The organism is Bradyrhizobium sp. 170 (genome assembly GCF_023101085.1).
GTDB lineage: Bacteria > Pseudomonadota > Alphaproteobacteria > Rhizobiales > Xanthobacteraceae > Bradyrhizobium.
In genome coordinates, this window is sequence record NZ_CP064703.1 from 2,041,457 (window position 1) to 2,060,146 (window position 18,690).

10 protein-coding genes and 6 pseudogenes are annotated in these 18,690 nt (G+C 58.8%); 11 read left to right on the top strand and 5 right to left on the bottom strand.

Annotated features, from left to right (window positions below; translation table 11 throughout):
• Positions 1–192: 192 nt before the first annotated feature.
• Complete coding sequence (locus IVB05_RS09710; RefSeq protein ID WP_247783987.1) at positions 193–393, bottom strand: hypothetical protein; 201 nt, start codon at positions 391–393, stop codon at positions 193–195.
• Between the two features lie 690 nt (positions 394–1,083).
• Here IVB05_RS09710 and IVB05_RS09715 point away from each other — a divergent pair.
• A complete protein-coding gene (locus tag IVB05_RS09715; RefSeq protein ID WP_247783988.1) occupies positions 1,084–2,070 on the top strand; it encodes an alpha/beta hydrolase in 987 nt (328 codons plus the stop codon).
• 184 nt (positions 2,071–2,254) lie between these two features.
• Here the strand turns inward: IVB05_RS09715 and IVB05_RS09720 are convergent.
• Positions 2,255–3,024, bottom strand: a pseudogene (locus IVB05_RS09720) (IS5/IS1182 family transposase); the annotation flags it as partial.
• A gap of 72 nt (positions 3,025–3,096) precedes the next feature.
• On the opposite strand from IVB05_RS09720, the pseudogene IVB05_RS09725 reads away from it, so the two are divergent.
• Positions 3,097–3,255 (top strand): annotated as a pseudogene (locus tag IVB05_RS09725) (integrase core domain-containing protein); the annotation flags it as partial.
• 102 nt (positions 3,256–3,357) lie between these two features.
• Here the strand turns inward: IVB05_RS09725 and IVB05_RS09730 are convergent.
• A complete protein-coding gene (locus IVB05_RS09730) occupies positions 3,358–3,840 on the bottom strand; it encodes a MarR family transcriptional regulator (RefSeq protein WP_247783989.1) in 483 nt (160 codons plus the stop codon).
• A gap of 471 nt (positions 3,841–4,311) precedes the next feature.
• Between IVB05_RS09730 and IVB05_RS09735 the strand changes: the two genes are divergently transcribed.
• The 6 genes and pseudogenes from IVB05_RS09735 to IVB05_RS09760 all read left to right on the top strand — a co-directional run bounded on the left by IVB05_RS09735 (position 4,312) and on the right by IVB05_RS09760 (position 11,962).
• Positions 4,312–5,841 (top strand): porin, encoded by a 1,530-nt coding sequence (locus IVB05_RS09735; RefSeq protein ID WP_247783990.1) that lies wholly within the window; start codon positions 4,312–4,314, stop codon positions 5,839–5,841.
• A gap of 1,573 nt (positions 5,842–7,414) precedes the next feature.
• Positions 7,415–8,122 (top strand): annotated as a pseudogene (locus tag IVB05_RS09740) (integrase core domain-containing protein); the annotation flags it as partial.
• 1 nt (position 8,123) lies between these two features.
• Positions 8,124–9,506 (top strand): aspartate aminotransferase family protein, encoded by a 1,383-nt coding sequence (locus IVB05_RS09745; RefSeq protein ID WP_247783991.1) that lies wholly within the window; start codon positions 8,124–8,126, stop codon positions 9,504–9,506.
• A gap of 12 nt (positions 9,507–9,518) precedes the next feature.
• Positions 9,519–10,431 (top strand): annotated as a pseudogene (locus tag IVB05_RS09750) (3-keto-5-aminohexanoate cleavage protein); the annotation flags it as partial.
• A gap of 2 nt (positions 10,432–10,433) precedes the next feature.
• Complete coding sequence (locus tag IVB05_RS09755) at positions 10,434–10,934, top strand: GNAT family N-acetyltransferase (RefSeq protein WP_247783992.1); 501 nt, start codon at positions 10,434–10,436, stop codon at positions 10,932–10,934.
• The gene (locus IVB05_RS09760) at positions 10,934–11,962 is read left to right on the top strand and encodes a histone deacetylase family protein (RefSeq protein WP_247786640.1); all 1,029 of its coding nucleotides are present in this window, start codon (positions 10,934–10,936) and stop codon (positions 11,960–11,962) included. Before IVB05_RS09755 ends, IVB05_RS09760 begins: the two co-directional genes overlap by 1 nt.
• Before the next feature lie 899 nt (positions 11,963–12,861).
• On the opposite strand, the gene IVB05_RS09765 is transcribed toward IVB05_RS09760, so the two are convergent.
• Both IVB05_RS09765 and IVB05_RS09770 read right to left on the bottom strand, forming a co-directional pair.
• The gene (locus IVB05_RS09765; protein ID WP_247783993.1) at positions 12,862–13,791 is read right to left on the bottom strand and encodes a 3-hydroxyacyl-CoA dehydrogenase family protein; all 930 of its coding nucleotides are present in this window, start codon (positions 13,789–13,791) and stop codon (positions 12,862–12,864) included.
• Between the two features lie 62 nt (positions 13,792–13,853).
• Positions 13,854–14,796 (bottom strand): annotated as a pseudogene (locus IVB05_RS09770) (3-oxoadipyl-CoA thiolase).
• Positions 14,797–15,141: 345 nt separating this feature from the next.
• Between IVB05_RS09770 and IVB05_RS09775 the strand changes: the two are divergent.
• From IVB05_RS09775 to IVB05_RS09785, 3 genes and pseudogenes are all read left to right on the top strand, one after another.
• Positions 15,142–15,473: pseudogene (locus tag IVB05_RS09775) on the top strand (transposase); the annotation flags it as partial.
• 270 nt (positions 15,474–15,743) lie between these two features.
• Positions 15,744–17,369: an amidohydrolase family protein gene (locus IVB05_RS09780; RefSeq protein ID WP_247783994.1), complete on the top strand. Its 1,626-nt coding sequence runs from the start codon at positions 15,744–15,746 to the stop codon at positions 17,367–17,369.
• Positions 17,366–18,343, top strand: coding sequence for a CobW family GTP-binding protein (locus IVB05_RS09785; protein WP_247783995.1), 978 nt, complete (start codon positions 17,366–17,368; stop codon positions 18,341–18,343). Before IVB05_RS09780 ends, IVB05_RS09785 begins: the two co-directional genes overlap by 4 nt.
• Positions 18,344–18,690: the final 347 nt, after the last annotated feature.

Genomic DNA, 18,690 nt, shown 5'->3' on the forward strand with positions numbered 1-18,690 from the left:
GCGCGGGCCTTACGGAACGATGTTCTTGGCAGGCTGCGCGCGGGATTTATCAGATTGCGAACATAAGCGCTGGTGGCAATTCCGTCACTTACCGGTCCATAGTTCACTTTCGCTGCTTCGCGTTTGACGATGTCTTTTCGCCGGGCGCAAGCAGGAGATCATAGCTGAGGATTTTGACCTCGGCCCAGGGGCTTAATCCAGTTTGAAGTTCGCATGAAGCGCCGGCGCTTCGGAAGAGATGGGGTATTCGGTCCCGATCGCTTGACCGATTTGCCGCGCCGCACGTTTTGACTGACGATCATGGACCAATAGGGTGACGCTACCAGTGATCCGGCCCGGCGCTATCGCCGACGCCGTTTTCGCCTTCATCCACTCCTTCGACGAGGTCGTCATCACGTCGCTTTTGGTGGACTATCCAGACGCCCCGCTGAAAAGTGGAATTTTGCGTAACGTTATGGACCCGACGATCGCCGCCCCGCCAGCCAAAAAGGCACAATTGGAGATGTTGCGCCGATGGCAAGGCGAAACCGCTCTTGACTGGAATCCATCGCAACGTGGAGCTACGCGGCTTGAACTGCTCATACACCCTCTTTTGGTCCTGGTTCCTCTGACGAACTGCGGCTGTCCGATGAGGTAGAAGCTGCTCACAATCGTGATTGCAGCCCGTCCAATCGCCCAAGATGACGACGCTCTGCTTCAGAGTCACGGGAACTTGGGCGGCAGATGAATGAGGCGGCGCGATCGAGACCTGATTCTTCGCGAGGACGGTCCCTTACATGCGCCTGGCCGACGCTTCAGCGCTTGCACCAGAGAGCAACATTGTGAAAAACTGCAAATTCTCTCCATCTTGCGCAGGATTTCGGAACTGCAAGGCGGAAACTGGGGAACTTCAGCTCTCGGGAGATCATAACATTTAGACAAAAGATGGAGACGAGGCCAGTCCTGGTTATCTCCATGCGAGCGACGGCGTTCCCCGGCACATCCTGAGCGCACAGGGGATCTGCACGATGGAGGAATCGGATGGAATGCGCCGCCTGGCCTCACGTGAAGGGGCATCTTGCGTCTACACGGCGAAGCGCTGCGATGTTTCTTGAATATCCACCCGTCAAGGACACTTACGAACCGAAAGGTGCACAGAACTGGGTGGCAAGGTGGATAAAAAACGGAGATGCTCACTGCTTTCTTGGTGACTCGATTATAAAAAAAGGAGCTTGCAATGAGGCGGCCGAGGCTTGGCTTTGCGCGCTAACGGCCTTTGAAGTTGCCAGGCGGCTAGTTGATGAAGACGATCGACAGAATGGAGACATTTCGGCCAAGATCGAGGCCGCCGTTCAGAGGTTCGCTCTGGCTCCGGACCAAAGGGTAGCCCGGGTACAAATTGCATGCGGCGATCAGACCCAATTTTCGGGCCACTACTTGCCCGCTGGTCATCCCGATTCGCGTTGCGCGGCAGTCATTTGCATCAGCAGGGAACAAGAGACAGGAGCGATGCTGCTCGGAAGGCTCTTGCCCACCGTATTTGCTCGGGGCATGTCGATTCTTGTTGTCTCGTACGAGGACGTCTCAAATCACTCGCCTGTCAGATGGGAAGTCTTGTCGTGTTGTCTGGATTTTTTATCTGCTCGGCGTGAAGTTGATGCGTCTAGGATCGGCATCTATGGAGAAGGATTGTCGGCTATTCTAGCTACTGATTTCGCAGCGTCTGATCGCCGGCTTGCTGCGGCGGTTTGCGATGGTGGCCTTTGGAATTGGGTGCGGACTCTGGCGTCCGTGGCGTGGATGACGAAGGCCGCAGATGTGGTGGACCAAGACATATTGTCGGCGCGTCGCTCGCACCTGATACGACAGTTGAGATGTCCAGTTCTTGTGGTCGCCGGTGGACGCAGCATCGTCAGCGCTTCGGAGGCGATCGAACTACAAGCTGATTGCAGGGCGGCGCACATGGATGTGGAATTGGCCATACCGCGGATGGTCCGGACCCCCGGGGGCGAGATAGAAAACTTCGTGACCTCCGATGATTGCATCTTCGGATGGTTAGCGCAGAAGCTCGGTCGCACTTCAGCTCCGTAACCGTATCGGCCAGGCAGCAGTGCATCTCGTCGACATTGGAGCGGATGATTCTGTCCCATACCCAAGTACAATTTCATCAATCTTTTATCTGAAAGCGCTTTTCAGAGGCAGGTACGGCAAGGGAGTTCAGCGAAACATCGAGACTGGTTAGATCAAATCCATTTATGATCGTCGGTCAAGGGGTCTAATCGGCGAATAGTCCGCCGATAAGAAGCCAATCTGATTTCCGTTTGGACGATGGGCAGGGCCGAAGGGCGATCAGGATTAGGCGCAACAGCATCTCAACCGGGCGGGACGAGGCGGAAGTTGTGGAAGGCGGAGAGGACCACGTTGGGAGCATCCCCGCCGCGGCGTTTTGAGTGACGATGCCGAGATGGCCATCGGTATTCATGTGACCGACCACGGGTTCGATGACTGATCAGCGGAGGAGCTCGCGTTTGATCACCCCGAAGACCCCGCGCTTCTGGCCGGAGATGAAGACGCGTCGTGGGTTGGCCGTTGTGTGGCCGCGATAGCCCTTATCCACACAAGCGCGCTCGATTGTGCAGCGGGTGAACTTCTCGGTCGCATCAAATGACTTCGCCAACCGTGTCGCCGTATACGGATTCCCCGGCATCAGCACGAAGTGGCCGCCCGCGCGCGGGTGTTGGTGGTGACGATCGAGTCCTTGAGGCCAAACTCATAAGGCGCCGAGGCCTTGCCTTGCCGATGCCCTCCTCGGACGCGTGAAAGGAATAGAGCTTGTTTCGCGCAGGCGATGCTCTTGGGAGCGGCTCTGCGCGATGCGCCAAAGCGGCCGTTTGAATATAGCCTCAAGCTCTGGCTGGACTGAGATCTTGCGACGGGTCTCGCGGATAAGGCGGCCCAGCCGCGTACGCGCAGAATCAATTGTCGATGACGTTTGGAATGTTGGACGTGGGCATAGCGTCCCGCCTTCATCGCCGCCCGCTTGGAATACGCCGATTCGATTGCCGCAGCCGCTGACCGTGCTCTCCAAAGGCGATTGAACCTTTTGATCGCCGCCGCCTCAACGCCCACTGGTTCCTCAGCCTTGCGGACGCCCAAGAAAAGGTGGAAAATTGGCGCAGATACTGCGACGAAGAATGTCCTCATTGCGCAATCGGCAACAGTTCGCCAATTTTCCGCAAAACCGCCGGCCGACTGTTCAGAGGCGTAAAACTCTAGTTCTGGCCGGTCCAAAGTTCGGTCTCGCTTCAACTTCAAGCCGAACTCTAACTCCGTTTGAGGGAAGGCGCAGGGCAGGGCGGGTCACTGTCGGATTCGGGCCTACAGTATGCCTATGCTCAGTTTTTGAGATGCCAGTCGGCTATTCTTGGCAATCGAGGCTAGTCGCTTGTTTAGGTAGTCAAGAGATTCCTTATCCACCTCGCTAAACATTGTCGAGCTGAGAGCTTCTCTTCTGTTCGACAGTTTCGTGATTTCTACCCGCGCCTTTTCGGTTAGCGACATCTGCAGGAATCTTGCGTCATCGGTCGATGTTACCCGGGCCAAGAGCTCTAACTGTTCGAGTTTCTTAGTTTGGTTAGTAACGAAGGCGGGATGGATTCGGAGTTTATTCGCAACCGCTATGCCCGAAACGCCCCGACCTTGGTTGAGCTCCTCGATGGCCATTAGAATTAACCACTGTGGTTCGGTTATTCCCAGCATCTGGGCCCAACTCTTATGTATTTCCTCGAGTTGGGAGTGGATGTCGACAATATTCCAGATGAAGTCACTGACGGCTCTATCAAGTTGTTCTTTCTCGGCCATGTCGATCTTCCGCTCGATCTCGCTGTCGTCGTTAGGGCACACGGCTTCTCGCAGCAAGCACGTATCCGTTTTGGGCCAGCCGGGAAAGGGCTCCTTGACAAAGCGGGCATGCAAAAACAATTGACGAATGCAATTGACGTATGATACTGATGCGCTGACCGTTGAACGTTTTGACGTGACCGGTCATGTTAAAATCTCCAAGTAGAGCCTCCGGGATGCCCCCCGGAGGCTTTTTTCCGACTTACTGACCGAGATTGCCTGCGTTTGCCGGTATGTTGCTCAATCGCCACGCTCTAAGGGCAAAGAAAAGTTCTGTCTAATAATTAATTGCAGAAATTGATTTTGGAAATTATAGGCTTTGATCGACGGCGCGAGGGCGCCTCGAAGTCGTTCCGTCAAGCACTCGCCCTCAGGCGGGCCAGTAGCGGCGGATCCTTGAAAGACGGGACGACACAACTTGGAGGTTCATCGATGAAACTGACAAAGAGTCTTATTTTCTGTTCTGCGGCAATGTTTGCGGGCGCCGGGGCCCAGGCTGCCGATCTTCCCGTCAAAGCGAAGGCGGTTGAGTACGTGAAAGTTTGCTCACTGTACGGAGCGGGCTTCTATTACATTCCGGGCACCGACACCTGCATCAAGCTGGGTGGATATCTGCGCGCCGACTTCACGGGGCACGCCTTCGACTTTACCGCCTATCACAGTGGTACAAACGCGGCGAACAATCGCTTGAGCGACTATTGGTACACCCGGTCCCGATTGGCACTCAGGGTCGACACCCGGACCGTCACCGAATATGGCGTGCTGCGTACCTTTGCCGAAACGGTGTTCAGCTGGACGGACCGCGGCTACAACGGTGCCGGTTCCGGTCTCACCGGTGGTGCCACGACCTACGCAACCGCGGGGGCGCCTGGAGCACAGGCTGATGGCAACGTCGCGGCCGGCGGGCTTGGCGTCTACACCGTATTTATGCAATGGGCCGGCTTCACGTTCGGGCGTGCGATTTCGCAATTCTCCACACCTTGGGTCAACTATCCGGCGAACAACTTCGATGGTCTGCCTGGCGGCGGCGGCACGGTCGTCGGTGTCAATCAGTTCACCTATACGGCACCCCTCGGCAACGGCATGTCGCTCGCTCTGTCGGTGCAGAGCCCGGTTCAGAATTACCAGAGCAACCTCTGGAATGTGAGCGCGATCACAAGTGCCGGCATCGTTGGTGGTTTTTACGGTGCCAACGACTTCGGTGGCACAAGGGCTCCAGATTTCGTCGGCATGTTCCGCGCCGATCAGGCCTGGGGCATGTTCCAGGCGTCGCTGGCGGCACACAACAATCATGCCGGCTACTACGGCCAATACGAAACCTCCGGCCATCCGGCCGACAAGTGGGGCTGGGCGGGCCTATTGGCGTTGTCGATCAAGAACCTTCCGACTGGTGCTGGCGACTCGATTAACATCCAGGGCGTGTATAGCAAGGGCGCAAGCCGATACAACTTCCAGGAGTTTACCAATAGCACCTACTCGATGTTCGGTGGCACTGGCTTGGCCGGCGCTTATGGAAGCATCGGCTTCGCTGGTTTGTCTGATGCTGTCTTCATTGCCGGGTCCGGCATGGAGCTGACCACGACATACGGTATGAACGCTGGTTATAACCATAATTGGGATCCGAACTGGACTACGTCGCTCTACGGTGCATGGGGCGCGGTCCGCTACAACGGCACAGCCAAGGGTTATATCTGCGGCAACGCCGCTATGGGGGCGCTCTTGACCGCGGGTTCAACTTGTAACCCGGACTTCGACCTCTGGGTCATCGGCACCAGGACAGGCTGGACTCCGGTTGCTGGTCTTACCTTCTCTGGCGAGGTTAACTATTCGCGGCTTAACCAGAATTACGCAGGCTCAGTTAATTTCCCAGGCTCTACGACTGCAGCCAAGCCGCCCGCCGTCTACGAGATCAAGGACCAGGGCACCGTCTCATTGCTGCTGCGTGCTCAGCGCAACTTCTGATCACGCGCCCGATCCACGCTTGCTTACGACCCCCGGCGTGACCGTCGGGGGGCGTTCTGCGAAACATTTGTCAGCAGTTCTGGCCACGCTGCGAGCGTTCACGCATCGTGAGATCGGCGTACCTCGCTGGCGAAGTCCCTCGCCCACGCAGATCATGCACTATATCGTTACCGGCAATGCGAGCGCGATACGACTCTCCTTTGCACTGCAGGTATCGCGGCTTCGATGTCTCGTAATCCGACCGCCACAGTGCCGTGCTTTGATGCCTTCGAGCGCCCGCTTCGTCGCGTCATTCCGCCGAGATCGACAGAGTTGGTTGACGGGGGATCGCTCGATTTACGACCGCTCGTGATCGAGAGCGCCGGCAGAGTGATGGTGCTCCTCAGTGATTGCACGCATTTGTACTTCGAGCAATAGCAGGTTCCAGTCGTGCTTTGCGCGAGCGCGGCACGGTCGCATTCATAAGATTGCATTGAAATGGCGAGGGCGTGGGTCTCTAAAATAGAACTAGATTGTTTATTGGCTGCGGCGCTTTCCGCGAGCAGCCAGTGTCGAAATTGGATAAGGGGAGGGGGCTCGATGCCCGGGCGGCCACACTACATAGTATCTCTCGTGGCTTTCGATTGGCAGAGTAACGGCTCCGAACGAGTTTGCCGCTCGCCAGCTCTGGCTGCATGAGGAAGGTCGGCAGCAGCGCGACTTCGACACCACCACCTCTTTAAGCTTGGAGCTGCAGGCGGGCACAACCTCTTCGGAGCGCAGCAATGACATCTCAACGCCGGCCCGAAATGAATGGGGCGTCCAGTGATTCAGTCCGCAAATCAAAGTAGGTCAGGCGCGTTGCATGATTGATGGTGACCTGCGGATACTAACGTACTGGAACGTATCGTGTCCGCGAACCGAGAGCACCAGCTGCACAAGCTGCTCGCCCGGAACTGGGAGGCGGCCCGCGAGTGCGCCGGACAGGCTGCCGCATGAGTCCTGGTCGCCATAAAGGATGTCGTCGATGGGCCGCCGCCGCGATGCCGCTTACCGAGCTTGAGCGATGGCGTCGATCCGCTGCCACCAGTCTCCCCATGTTGGAACGTCGCCGCGATCGTGGCCGGCAGGGTCGATGAGCCCGCTCATGTGGATCTGCCTGCTGCTGATATTGCCAACCATGTCGACACCCCGGAGTTCGCCGCGATCTCCGCCGTCGCTCTGCGTCCTGACGAGATCATCCAGATCCTTTCGAGCACGCCTCGCCAGTTCGAGCCGATGCACCGGCGCACAGCCAGGAGCGACATCGGTCCGCGTCCTTTAGTGTCAAGGTGCCGTAATGCCCCTCAGGATAACAGGACTCGAAGGAGCAGGGTTGATCGTTGAAACATTGAGGACCGCCGAGAGTAGGTAGGTTTCCGTCCATTGTTGATGCTGTACCATTCGTAAGTAGCCCGCCGTGTCGGTTAAAAGTTAGATCATCGAACAGGAGCGAGGTGCAGCAATTCCTAGAGGCAAGTCATGAAAATCATCCAAGGGACGCTCGTCGTTACCAAGAGTGAACTGCAAGTCAACAACATAAGGCATTATCATGTGGGTCAAACGTTTTCGCGCGGAAGCTGTCGGTGGGTTGCCTGATCGCTCCTCACGACCCCTTTCATTGCTGAGCCAAACCCCGTCTGCCACTTGCGCCGAAGTCGAGGTGTTGCGCCGGCAGCGCCACACGCGCAAGCAGATCGCAACCGAGGTTGGCATCTCGCCGGCGACCGTCAGCCGTATCTTGCGAAGGCTGGGATTGAATCGGCTGCGCGACCTGAAAATGGCCGAGCCGGTGCGGTGCTATGAGCGCGAACATCCCGGGTCCACATCGACATCAAGAAGCTTGGAAAAATCAACCGTATTGGCCATCGCATCACGGGTGATCGAACGGGCAGAGCAGCTGCGCGCTCGCGGCGTCACGGTCGGGCGCGTGATGATCGACAACGGGTCTTGTTACAAATCCTTTGGTTTCCGCAAAGCCTCCAAGCGCCTCGGTCTCACGCACATTTGCACCAAGTCCTATAACCCGAAGACGAATGGCAGGGCAGAGCGCTTCATCCAAACCAGCCTACGCGAATGGGCCTGTGCTCGCACTTACAACACCGCAAATGAGAGGGCGGCTGAACTGCCGAGATGGCGTCACAGCTACAATTGGCGCCGGCCCCGCGGCGATATCGGCTCGATGCCACCCGACGCCGAGCGCATTGGCGCCAAGAGAACTATCCACATCCCTGGGACGGCACGTTATCTCGGAAAGCCATGACATGCCGCAACTGGATGTGCAGCCTTCACCCGACGCCGAAGCGCGGCCGCCATCGCATTTGTTCTATCTCTCCAGCCAGCGCCGGCCACTCGTCGACCGTGCCAAAGGCATCTATTTTTGGACCAGGGATGGCCGCCGCTTCATCGATGGGTCAAGCGGACCGATGGTCGCCAATATCGGCCATTCCAACAGCAACGTGCTCGACGCCATGAAGCGGCAGATGGACAAGACCACCTTCGCTTACCGGCTGCATTTCGAGAACGAGCCGGCGGAAGAACTGGCGCGGAAATTGGCACGCAAACTTCCCGAGGGCATGGACCGCATCTTCTTGGTGTCCGGCGGCTCGGAAGCAACCGAATCCTGCATCAAGCTTGCGCGGCAGTGGGCGGTCGCCACTGGCCAGGCCAAGCGCTGGAAAGTGATCACTCGTTTCCCGTCCTATCACGGAGGCACGCTTGGCTCGCTTTCCGTCACCGGCGACGATGCACTCGCCGAAACTTTTGCCCCGATCATGCGGGTGATGCCGACCGTGCCGGCGCCAACCGCCTGGCGCGACCGCGATAATCTTTCGATGGAACAGCGCGGGCTTCGTTATGCCGACATACTCGAGGAAAAGATCCTCGCCGAGGGACCGGAAAGCGTGCTCGCGTTCATCATGGAACCGGTCGGCGGTGCCGCTACAGCGGCCCTTGTCGCGCCCGACAGCTACTATCCGCGCGTCCGCGAGATCTGCGACCGCTACGGCATCCTTCTCATCCATGATGAGGTGATGAGCGGCGCCGGCCGCACCGGCAAATTCCTCGGCGGCGACCACTGGAACTGCAAGCCCGACATTGTCGCACTGTCGAAAGGACTTGGCTCAGGCTACGCGCCGCTCGGCGCGCTGGCCGCGCCGATGCGGCTGGTCGAGCCGCTGCTTGCCTCCGGCGGTTTCCAGCACGGCCACACTTATGCCGGCAATCCGCTTGCCTGTGCGGCGGGTCTTGCCGTGCTCGACGAGATGGACAGGCTCGACCTCACCGCCAACGCCGCCTCGATGGGAGATGTGCTGATGGGCGAATTGAAGGCGCTGCAAAAGCGCTTCCCCTTTATCGCCGACACGCGCGGCAAGGGCCTGCTTCTCGGCGCCGAAATGGTCGCCAATCCGGAAACGATGAGGCCGATCGACCCGGCTCGCAAGGGGACGCAGCGCCTGCTCGACCTCGCATATGCGCGCGGCCTAATTATCTATGGCCGCAAGGTCAAGGGTGGCGTTGACGGTGACAATTTCATGGTGGCACCGCCGATGATCATCACGCGCGAGCAGATTGGCGAGATGATCGCCATCATTGGCGATTCGCTGGAGGCACTTGCCGCCGAACTCGACCTGCCGGTCGAGGGTTGAGGGGACGAGACGATGGCACCGAGGAAAGTCATCACCACCTGCACCGTCACCCGCTCCGTGCATACGCCACCGATGTCGCCCCATCTGCTGGTAACACCGGACCAGATCGCGACCGATGCCATTGCCGCCGCGGAGGCCGGCGCCTCTATCCGGCATCTGCACGCCCGCGCCACGAATGACGGACGGCCGACGGTCGATCCGGACGTTTTCATGCAGTTTCTGCCGCGTATTAAGCAGGCGACCGACACGGTGATCAATATTACCATCGGCGGCCCATCGCTGATGAGGCTAGACCCGCGGCTGGCAGCACGCTTGCGGGCTCGGCCCGAAATCTGCTCGCTCAATATGGGCTCGATGATTTTAGCGTCCTTTCCGGTGCTCGAGCGGCCGCGCGAATGGCAGCACGATTGGGAGCTGAAACTGCTCAAGGCCACGCGCAACGCGATCTTCAGGAAACCCTCCGCTGACTTACAGACTATCTCGGAGGAGCACGGCAAAGGTTCCGGCACGCGCTTCGAGTTCGAATACTACGACGTCGGCCATCTCTACTCGCTGCTACATTTGCGCGAGCGGGGCCTGATGTTGGGGCCGCTGTTCCTGCAGTTCGTGCTCGGCCTCATCGGCGTTATCGGCGCCGATCCCGACAATCTCATCCACATGAAGCACATCGTCGACAAGCTGTTTGACGACAGCTATCAGTTCTCGGTGCTCACCGCCGATCGCCACCAGATATCGCTGATGCCGATCGCCGCCACAATGCGTGGCAATGTCCCTGTCGGGCTGGAGGAATGGACATTAACTGGCGAAGTCCAATCCCGACCAGGTACGGTGCATCCGCGAATTCAAGATCCTGTCGTTGGAGGTCGCAACGTCTGCCGAAGCGCGCGAAATGCTGGCGTTGAAGGGCGGCGACCTAGTGGCATTTCGATGGCTTCCCAGGCCGTCACGCTCCGACCCGGCCGGCTCGAGGACGTCGAAACCATTCATGCCGCTCTGCTCAAGCTCGCCATCCATATAGGCGCACGTCAGGACATCAAATCGACGGCCGACGATCTTCGCCGCTACGGCTTCGGCGAGAATCCCACCTTCTCGACCTTAATTGCCGAGGTCGATCGCGAATTCGCCGGGCTCTGCCTGCATTTCCCCATCTTCTCGACCTGGATGGGCCGTCCGGGCGTCTATGTGCAGGATCTTTATGTCGAGAACCGCTTTCGCGGCCGGCGTATTGGCGAGAAACTGCTGCGGCGCGTGGCCAGGGAGTGCCGCGCGGCTGGCGGGGTCTATCTTCGCCTTTCCATTCACACCGACAACGAGATAGCAAAAGCATTCTATGGAAGGCTCGGCATCGGATGCTCAAGCCACGAGCAGGTGCAAAAGATCGTCGGCGACGCTTTCTTTGTCTTCGCCGACTCAACGGAGAAAAAATGATGAAGGCCTTCTATGCCGAGGAACAGAAACGTCATGATCCGAAAGCCGTCCTCTCCAGGGGCATAGCCAAGCCCCACCCTGAAAAGCCGGCACGGGTCGAGAGATTGTTAGCCGGCGCATTATCAGCCGGTTTGAGTGTTGAACGGTCAAAGGATCGTGGCCTTGGCCCGATCACCGCTGTGCACACACCCGAATATCTCGACTTCCTCGAGCACGTTTTCGCGCGCTGGCAGCGCCTCGAAGGCGCCTCGGCAGAAGTCATCCCGAACATCCATCCAATCGCCCGCAAAGGCCCATATCCTGCCTCGGTGGTCGGCCAGGCTGGCTACCACATGGCCGACGCTGCCTGCCCAATCTCGACCGAGACCTGGAGCAGCGCGCTCTGGAGCGCCTGGAGCGCAGTCGAAGCCGCCGAAGCCGTGATGGCGGGTGCGCCTTCGGCTTACGCGCTTTGCAGGCCGCCGGGCCACCATGCCTTCGCCGACGTCGCTGGCGGCTTCTGCTTCATCAACAATGCGGCGGTGGCGGCGCAGGCGTTGCGCAGCAGTGCTGCGCGCGTGGTGATTCTCGATGTCGACCTGCACCATGGCAACGGCACGCAAGGCATCTTCTACGCGAGGCCGGACGTGCTCACCGTCTCACTGCATGTCGATCCGATGCGGTTCTATCCCTTTTTCTGGGGCCACGCCGACGAGCGCGGCGAAGGCGCCGGCCTCGGCTACAACCTCAACCTGCCGCTGCCACTAAAATCCGGCGACGCGGCATTTCTGGAAGGGCTCGCAACAGCCTTCCGGCGCATCCGCGCCTTCGCGCCCGAAGCGCTGGTAGTGGCGCTCGGTCTCGACGCCTTCGAGGGCGATCCGTTCGGCGGCCTGTCGGTGACGACGCTTGGCTTCTCGCGTATCGGCGAAGCTATTGCCGGGCTCGGCCTGCCTACGGTGATCGTGCAGGAAGGCGGCTATCTTTGCGACGCGCTCGGTGACAACCTCGCCGCGTTCCTGACCGGCTTCGGCGGCAAGCAGCCCTAGCTATTGCTAGTCGGGGCGATCGTATGGTCATACGGAATGGTGACTCTTCTGCCGGTGCGAGACTATCTTTACAGGATCGTTCCCGCGATCGCACCCGCGACTACTAACGTATCGCGCCTGACGGCTTCTGGAAGACAGGAGGTTCAGTAGGGTTGGCCTCAGCAGATTACGAAACGGAGCAGCTCTATGAAACAGTACGTTAATTTGGACGTCTCGATGGAAGAACGAGCATTTGCGTTTTTGGACCAGACCGGCGGAGTGACATTCGAAGGTTACGTGCCCACTAATTCGGAGACCATCGCTAACACTTGGCATATGCCGGCAATGTTGAGCGGATCGTTTTCAAACAGGTTTTCCAATTGGCTTTGGCAACTCAGCGCTGGCTTTCCGTAATTACGTATGGAATGGCACCGGGAAGTTGCCGTAAAGGGGGCGGAGAGACCTGCTAGCCAGTCTTAAACCAACCCAGATTCGCCTTCGGCAGAACAAGCGTCTCTGCCGGGACGAATGTGTTGGTAATCTCGAAGTCGTCCCTGCGGGCATTACGCACCCGCTCTTCACATCGAGATGCCCGCATTTCTTGAAAGCCATCATGTGGCGCTCCTGCATAGAGACGACCCGAAGAACTATGGAGCCGGCAGTAGATCTTTTGTTTATCTATCTTGAGCCGTGCCCGCGACTCATTTGACTTATTTTATCGCGCATTACTTTGTTCGAGCGAGCGATTGTGACGCTTCCGCCGCAGGCGAGCAAGGGACCGCATCCTCCTCCTGACCTCGCGCACAGCCGCATCCGCGACAAAACCTGGGGTTGAAAAGATGCGGTCGCGCTCAGGCCGGCAGGTTCTGCTTCCCTGGCGGGAGCCTTTCACTTAGTTGGCTGCGCGAGTGCGGGCGGCCCTATCGGACTCCCGACCCTTGCTCGTCCACTTGGAGCCATCGCATCAGTTCACGACGCCGGGCTGACAGCAGTGCAGAGCCGTCTCGTTGGGTCCAATCGTAGACGCCTTTGCCACTGGGGAATCCGCAATGCCCACCACGGACTAAAGCCGCCACCTGTTCGGGTGGTTCAGAAGAAGTGTCGAGGCTCGGTACCAGGAAACGAGCAAAATGATACATCGTGTCAAGACCGCCAAGGTCCGCTGATTCGATCGGTCCGGTCACAGCAAGCCGTCGTCCGATCGAATGCCGGACCACCGAGTCGATGGCTTCGGCTGAAGCAACACCCGCGGCCCAAAGCGCCCAAGCCTCACGAAGTGCCGCAAATTGGATGCGGTTCCCGATGAATCCAGGCACTTCGCGATCGATGATCACGGGCGTCTTGCCGATACCGCCAAGAATAGCGCATGTACGCTCGACCACTGCGTTGCTCGTGGCACCGCTGCCACAAACCTCGACGAGCGGAAGCAGTTGGGGCGGATACCAAAAATGCGCGGCGATGACCCGCTCCTTATGTTCGACGCGTTTATCGACGGCACTGGCCGGATGGCCGCTGGAAGTCGCGAGTACGGCATCGTAACGACAAATTCCGTCGAGTTTGGAGAATATGCCAACCTTGAGCTCCATGTCCTCCGGAACGGCTTCGATCACGAATTCCGCCGCTGCCGCTGCCTTCAACTCGGTTGAGGTTCGGATCTTCGCGATCGCGGCTTTCGCAGATGAAACGCTCATCACCTCAGCCTGGACGAATTCGTTGAGGCTTGCGCCAATCCGCTGGAGCGCGCTTTCGAGACTCTTCTGGCTACGACCAATGAGACAGACCTCCCAGCCCGCCTTCGCAAATACCTCCGCGATTCCATGTCCGATCACCCCGTTGCCGATAACGGCCATGCTCCCAACACCAGAAGCCTTCATTGCCAGCGTTCTCCGTTCAACGACTAATTCTAGCTATTTTAGGCCTTCTCGATTGCTATCGCGATGCCTTGCCCGACGCCGATGAACACGGTTGCGAGAGCGCGCCGTCTGTTGTGAGTGAGAGTTCAAGGGCGACATTTCCAGCAATGCGTGCGCCTGATATCCCGAGCGGATGACCTGCGCGATCTCACCACCATTGGGGCTTACAAAATACGGGTCAAAGGAATGCTGAGTTCCCGTAGGACGGCAACGGCCTGGCGCCGAAGACCTCGCTGAGCTAGACCACGTCGAGGTCGGTTTTTTTGTACTAAGGCGCGCACAAAGCTGCCGTGTTGAAGTTGCCGGATACACGTGATGCGAGGCGCGCCGCCGGTAGCGGTCCCGGCGAGAATCCGTGCGATCTGATTGAGATTGTATCATTTGCCGCTGCCTCTGATGCCACGAGCAGCGCGGCCGCCCCATCATTTCACGCCGCGTTGCCGGCAGTCACAATACCACAAACGTTCCTTTCTGCATGACGTGGGTAGATTCCCCACGCCGTACTGCTTCTTCACGAGTGGGTTGATGAAGCACCAGCCGGTGGTGGTATCGTAGGTCTCAGCATTCCCAAGAAGGCGGTGTCAGCCTTGCAGCACAGAAGGAACCCGGCACATCGACTCCGCGCCGCTGGCGATCATCAGTTCGACCTCGCCGCAGTTGATGGAGCGGCGGCAATGTTGAGCGCATCGAGGCCGCGCCGCACAACCAGTTCACAGTCTAGCCCGGAATTTCCTTTGGCAGTCCGACCAGTAGCAGCGACCTGGGCGCGATGTTCCGATTGTCTTCACCTGAGCACAACATCGACCAGTCCACGGATGCATTGCGCAACATGAGCGCCTTCAGCGGGATAGCGCTGAGATCCTCGGCGCGGACCGAGAAGAGCGCGCTGCAAAAACGGACTATCGGCGTTCGCACATAGTCGCAGATGAAAGCCTCAGCCATCGCTCACATCGGACTTTTTTGCCGCTTCAACTTTGGTCGGTGCAGGCGACCGGCGAGTAGCCATCAAGCGGCTGCTCGTTGATCACCTGGAGCGCACCGGCCGGCCTCTTCCCGCGGAGTTCGGGCGCCCGTAGCCCGCCAGCCGCGGCCTACGCCCAGAGCGCACGCCGATCGAGGGATTGCATCCCTCGCGCGCCGGCGCGTCCTTCACCTTGGACTGGCCGCAACCGGGGACGCTGGTCTCGGCGGTAGCAGCTGACCGATCCGCCGACTGTTCGATCAAGTCCCTACAAGTTCCTCAGGAAGGCGCGCGATCACCTTGGGCTATTGGGCGCCTGCGCCCACTATCCCCGGCTGAGTGCCTGGGTCGAGGAGAACATCGAGCGACGCTCACCTTCTTCCGTACCATAAGCACCTGAAGAGCATCAACATGCTGGAGCTCCTCAACGAAGAGATCAGGCGCGCACCTGTGCCGAGCGCATCTTCTCTAACGCGAGAGCTGCCTGCGTCTCGTCAGAGCACTCGCTGTCGACACTCACGAGAACTGGATAGATACCAACTCATTCGCACCAGCCGGCGGATTTCGTCGGCTACTTATGGGGCTGCGCGGGCATTTCGCCGAACGTCCGACAAGCACCTGCGTCTGGACCTTCAGCCAAGCGGGCGAGCGAACATGACTTCCCGCCGGCTCTGACGCGACTCGCTCGGTCTTCCGACCAGAGGCTTGCGGAAGCCTTCTTCGGGCAGATCCGAACCAATTCCGATCGGGATGCGCTCGCCTGGACGCTGCGACGAGGCTCGGCAATGAAATGCCAAATCCAAATCAGCGCGATCGAGGCTCGCAAGGGACCCGCTGTGGTAGCACCGGACCCCTTGACTCCCGCGCAGCTGCCATAATAAATCCGGAAACTGGTTATAATAGCCGAAAAACGGTAGGAGTTCTGCCGATGTCCAATGCAATTCTTCCGCCACCCGGAACCCCGGCTGGCGACGAAGGGGCGGTAATCGCGGCCTCTCGTGGAATGCCCTCGCTCGCGCCGGCCCGTCGTCGCGACCGTGGCGTGGGACCATTTCCGCGAACTGTCCTTCGCGGAGCCACGGTGATCGACGGAACCGGAGCTCCTCCAATGGGGCCGATTGACATCGTGGTTGAGAACGACCGCATAACTCAGTTCGTGAGCGTGGGCTTCCCCAAGATGCCGATCAACCCCGAACGCCGCCCACCTAAGGGCGACTTAGAGATCGACTGCCACGGGAAATGGGTAACTCCCGGATTCATCGATTCCCACGTGCACATCGGGGCTTATGGTCACGCGGCGAACGGCGAGCGGGCGCCAGTCGAATACGTCTACAAACTCTGGTTGGCGCACGGCATCACGACCGTCCGGGAGATGTGGTCGGGAAACGGGCTGGGCTGGACGCTTCAGCAGAAAGCCGCATCCGAAGCCAATGAGATCACCGCGCCCCGGATCATGGCCTATGCCGGCTTTCCATCAGTCAATGAGAGCCTGAACATCATTCACACGCCGGGAGAAGCGCGCGCCTGGTTGCGAGCCATCGCGGAACGAGGCGCGGACGGGGTTAAGTTCTACGGGGCCTCGCCGGCGATTTTCAAAGCCGCCCTTGAAGAATCGACGGCGCTTGGCCTTCGCAGTGGCTGTCATCACCCACAAATGGCGCTTTCCAGGTTGAACGCGCTGACCACGGCCAGCTGGGGGCTTACGAGTACGGAACATTTTTACGGTGTCCCTGAAGCCATGTTCGAGCGATCCAGCATTCAGCCATACCCCGCCAACTATGATTTCATGGACGAATATCTGCGCTACAACAGTAGCAGCCAGAACTTCATGCACGCGGCTGAGCCTGGCAGCGCGAAATGGAACGAAACGCTCGATCGTTTCCTCGAACTCGATCATACGTTCGTCCCCACCCTTGCCATCTTGGAGGCCAACAGGGACTTGATGCGGGCGAGGCGCGCCGATTGGCACGACAAATATACGCACAAGAACCTATGGGATTTTTTTGAGCCGCAGCGCGGCAACCACGGATCATACTGGTTTCAATGGTCGACAAGAAATGAGGTCGAATGGAAGGAACATTTCCGGCGATGGTCTGCGTTCGTGTACGACTATATGAAAAGAGGCGGCCGCGTTTGCCCGGCCAGTGACGCAGGGTATCTTTACCAAATCTATGGCTTCTGCTTCATCCGCGATCTCGAATGGTTCCAGGAAGCCGGTTTTCACCCTCTGGAAATTATCCGCGCAGCGACCCTTTCCGCCGCAGAGCTGATGGGACTGGCCGACGATATCGGCACGGTCGAGGTAGGAAAGTGCGCCGACCTGCTTGTTCACCAAGAAAACCCACTCGAGGATCTGAAATTCCTCTACGGAACGGGCGCGCTGCGCCTCAATGACGCGATAGGTCAGCCAGAATGGCGGCGCGGCTTACAATACACAATCCGCAACGGGGTGGTCTACGATACGGCTGAACTGTTAGCGGATGTGCGCGAGATCGTGGCGCGCAGCTGGGCTGGCGCGAACATCGATACCTTGCTCGGCCAAGACAACGTATGAGCGTCAATGTGCAGCAATTTTATCCGCAAGTCTTTCTGCTGACGGGCTTTCTCGGAAGCGGAAAAACTTCGCTTATCCTCGACCACTTGCAAGACCCGAAGACCGCCAACACCGGTGTCATTGTCAACGAGGTCGGTCAGATCGACGTGGATGGTGCGCTCATCACGACCGGGCGCACCGGGCTCCCCCTCGCGACACTCGATAACGGCTGCGTATGCTGTTCGCTCAATAGCGATCTGCCTCACGCCATCCTGGCTCTGCTTGCGGAAAGGGAGGCCGTGGGAGGGCAACCGTTGGAACGCATAATTGTCGAAACAAGTGGCCTGTCGAAGCCTTCTCCCATTCTGAGATCGCTCCTCGATATCAGGATGCCACTGCGCACGACCGTATTGTCGACCTACGATAGCGAACAGGGGCCCGACACGACAGCCCGCTTCGAAGAAGCCGTCGCCCAGCTCGCTGCCGCGCAGACGATAGTCGTTACAAAGGTTGATCGCGTCGATGAGCTCGCCCTGAAGAGAGCCAGCGAAGCCGCCGCGTATCTGAATCCGCTGGCGGCGATCGTGAACGAATGCGACCGCACGCGACGAGCCCGGCTTGCCTTTGCCCGTAATCAAAGGCCACTTCCATCGAGTTTTCCCATTGTGGCGCGCCAGGAGCCGCACAACTTCCAGCATACAAGGATGAAAGTCTTTCTCATCAAATTTGATTCGCCAAAATGGGAGCAACTCATCGAGTGGATCGAGAATCTGGTGGGGTACTGCGGTGATCGCTTGCTGCGGACGAAGGGGTTCGTGCGGATTGAAGGGCGTCGAATCCTTATTCAGGGAGTTGGCGGGACATTTGACCCGCCGCGCGAGATCGCCGACGGGGTGGAGCGGGAGGACGGACTGGTCGTTATCACACGCGACCTAGCGCAGTTAGATTTCTCCGCGATAGAGCCGCCCCTGAAACTGCAAGTACGTGGACTTTAAGAAGGCAGAACCATGAAGAAGATTCAAGACTTGCATATCGCAAGCAATCGGGATCACATGAGAAACGGGCACGGCCGATATGGATTGGCGCCATGGGCGGCTCGACCGGCGCTCTTAGCGGCATCCGCGTTGCTTCTCACAGCTGCATTGTAGCTGCCGGCTGCCAACTTCGTTCAATCTCCGAAAACGGGCGGCCACTTCCGTATCGGCTCATCTGGCGACTTCACGACGGACACCTAGGACCCGGCCACATGTAACAAAGGCGTCCTGCGAATCGGCCGGAGCACTGTCGTCCTCACTCTGTCCGCTCCCAAAACTTCCCCTAATCCTGTCGGACTATCGCCTGC

Excerpts from the sequence above, each read along its gene's own strand:
- IVB05_RS09735 (WP_247783990.1), top strand. The coding sequence starts at position 4,312 with ATGAAACTGACAAAGAGTCTTATTTTCTGTTCTGCGGCAATGTTTGCG.
- IVB05_RS09745 (WP_247783991.1), top strand. The coding sequence starts at position 8,124 with ATGCCGCAACTGGATGTGCAGCCTTCACCCGACGCCGAAGCGCGGCCG.
- IVB05_RS09730 (WP_247783989.1), bottom strand. The coding sequence starts at position 3,840 with ATGGCCGAGAAAGAACAACTTGATAGAGCCGTCAGTGACTTCATCTGG.
- IVB05_RS09780 (WP_247783994.1), top strand. The coding sequence starts at position 15,744 with ATGTCCAATGCAATTCTTCCGCCACCCGGAACCCCGGCTGGCGACGAA.
- IVB05_RS09710 (WP_247783987.1), bottom strand. The coding sequence starts at position 393 with ATGACGACCTCGTCGAAGGAGTGGATGAAGGCGAAAACGGCGTCGGCG.
- IVB05_RS09760 (WP_247786640.1), top strand. The coding sequence starts at position 10,934 with ATGAAGGCCTTCTATGCCGAGGAACAGAAACGTCATGATCCGAAAGCC.
- IVB05_RS09765 (WP_247783993.1), bottom strand. The coding sequence starts at position 13,791 with ATGGCCGTTATCGGCAACGGGGTGATCGGACATGGAATCGCGGAGGTA.
- IVB05_RS09785 (WP_247783995.1), top strand. The coding sequence starts at position 17,366 with ATGAGCGTCAATGTGCAGCAATTTTATCCGCAAGTCTTTCTGCTGACG.
- IVB05_RS09755 (WP_247783992.1), top strand. The coding sequence starts at position 10,434 with ATGGCTTCCCAGGCCGTCACGCTCCGACCCGGCCGGCTCGAGGACGTC.
- IVB05_RS09715 (WP_247783988.1), top strand. The coding sequence starts at position 1,084 with ATGTTTCTTGAATATCCACCCGTCAAGGACACTTACGAACCGAAAGGT.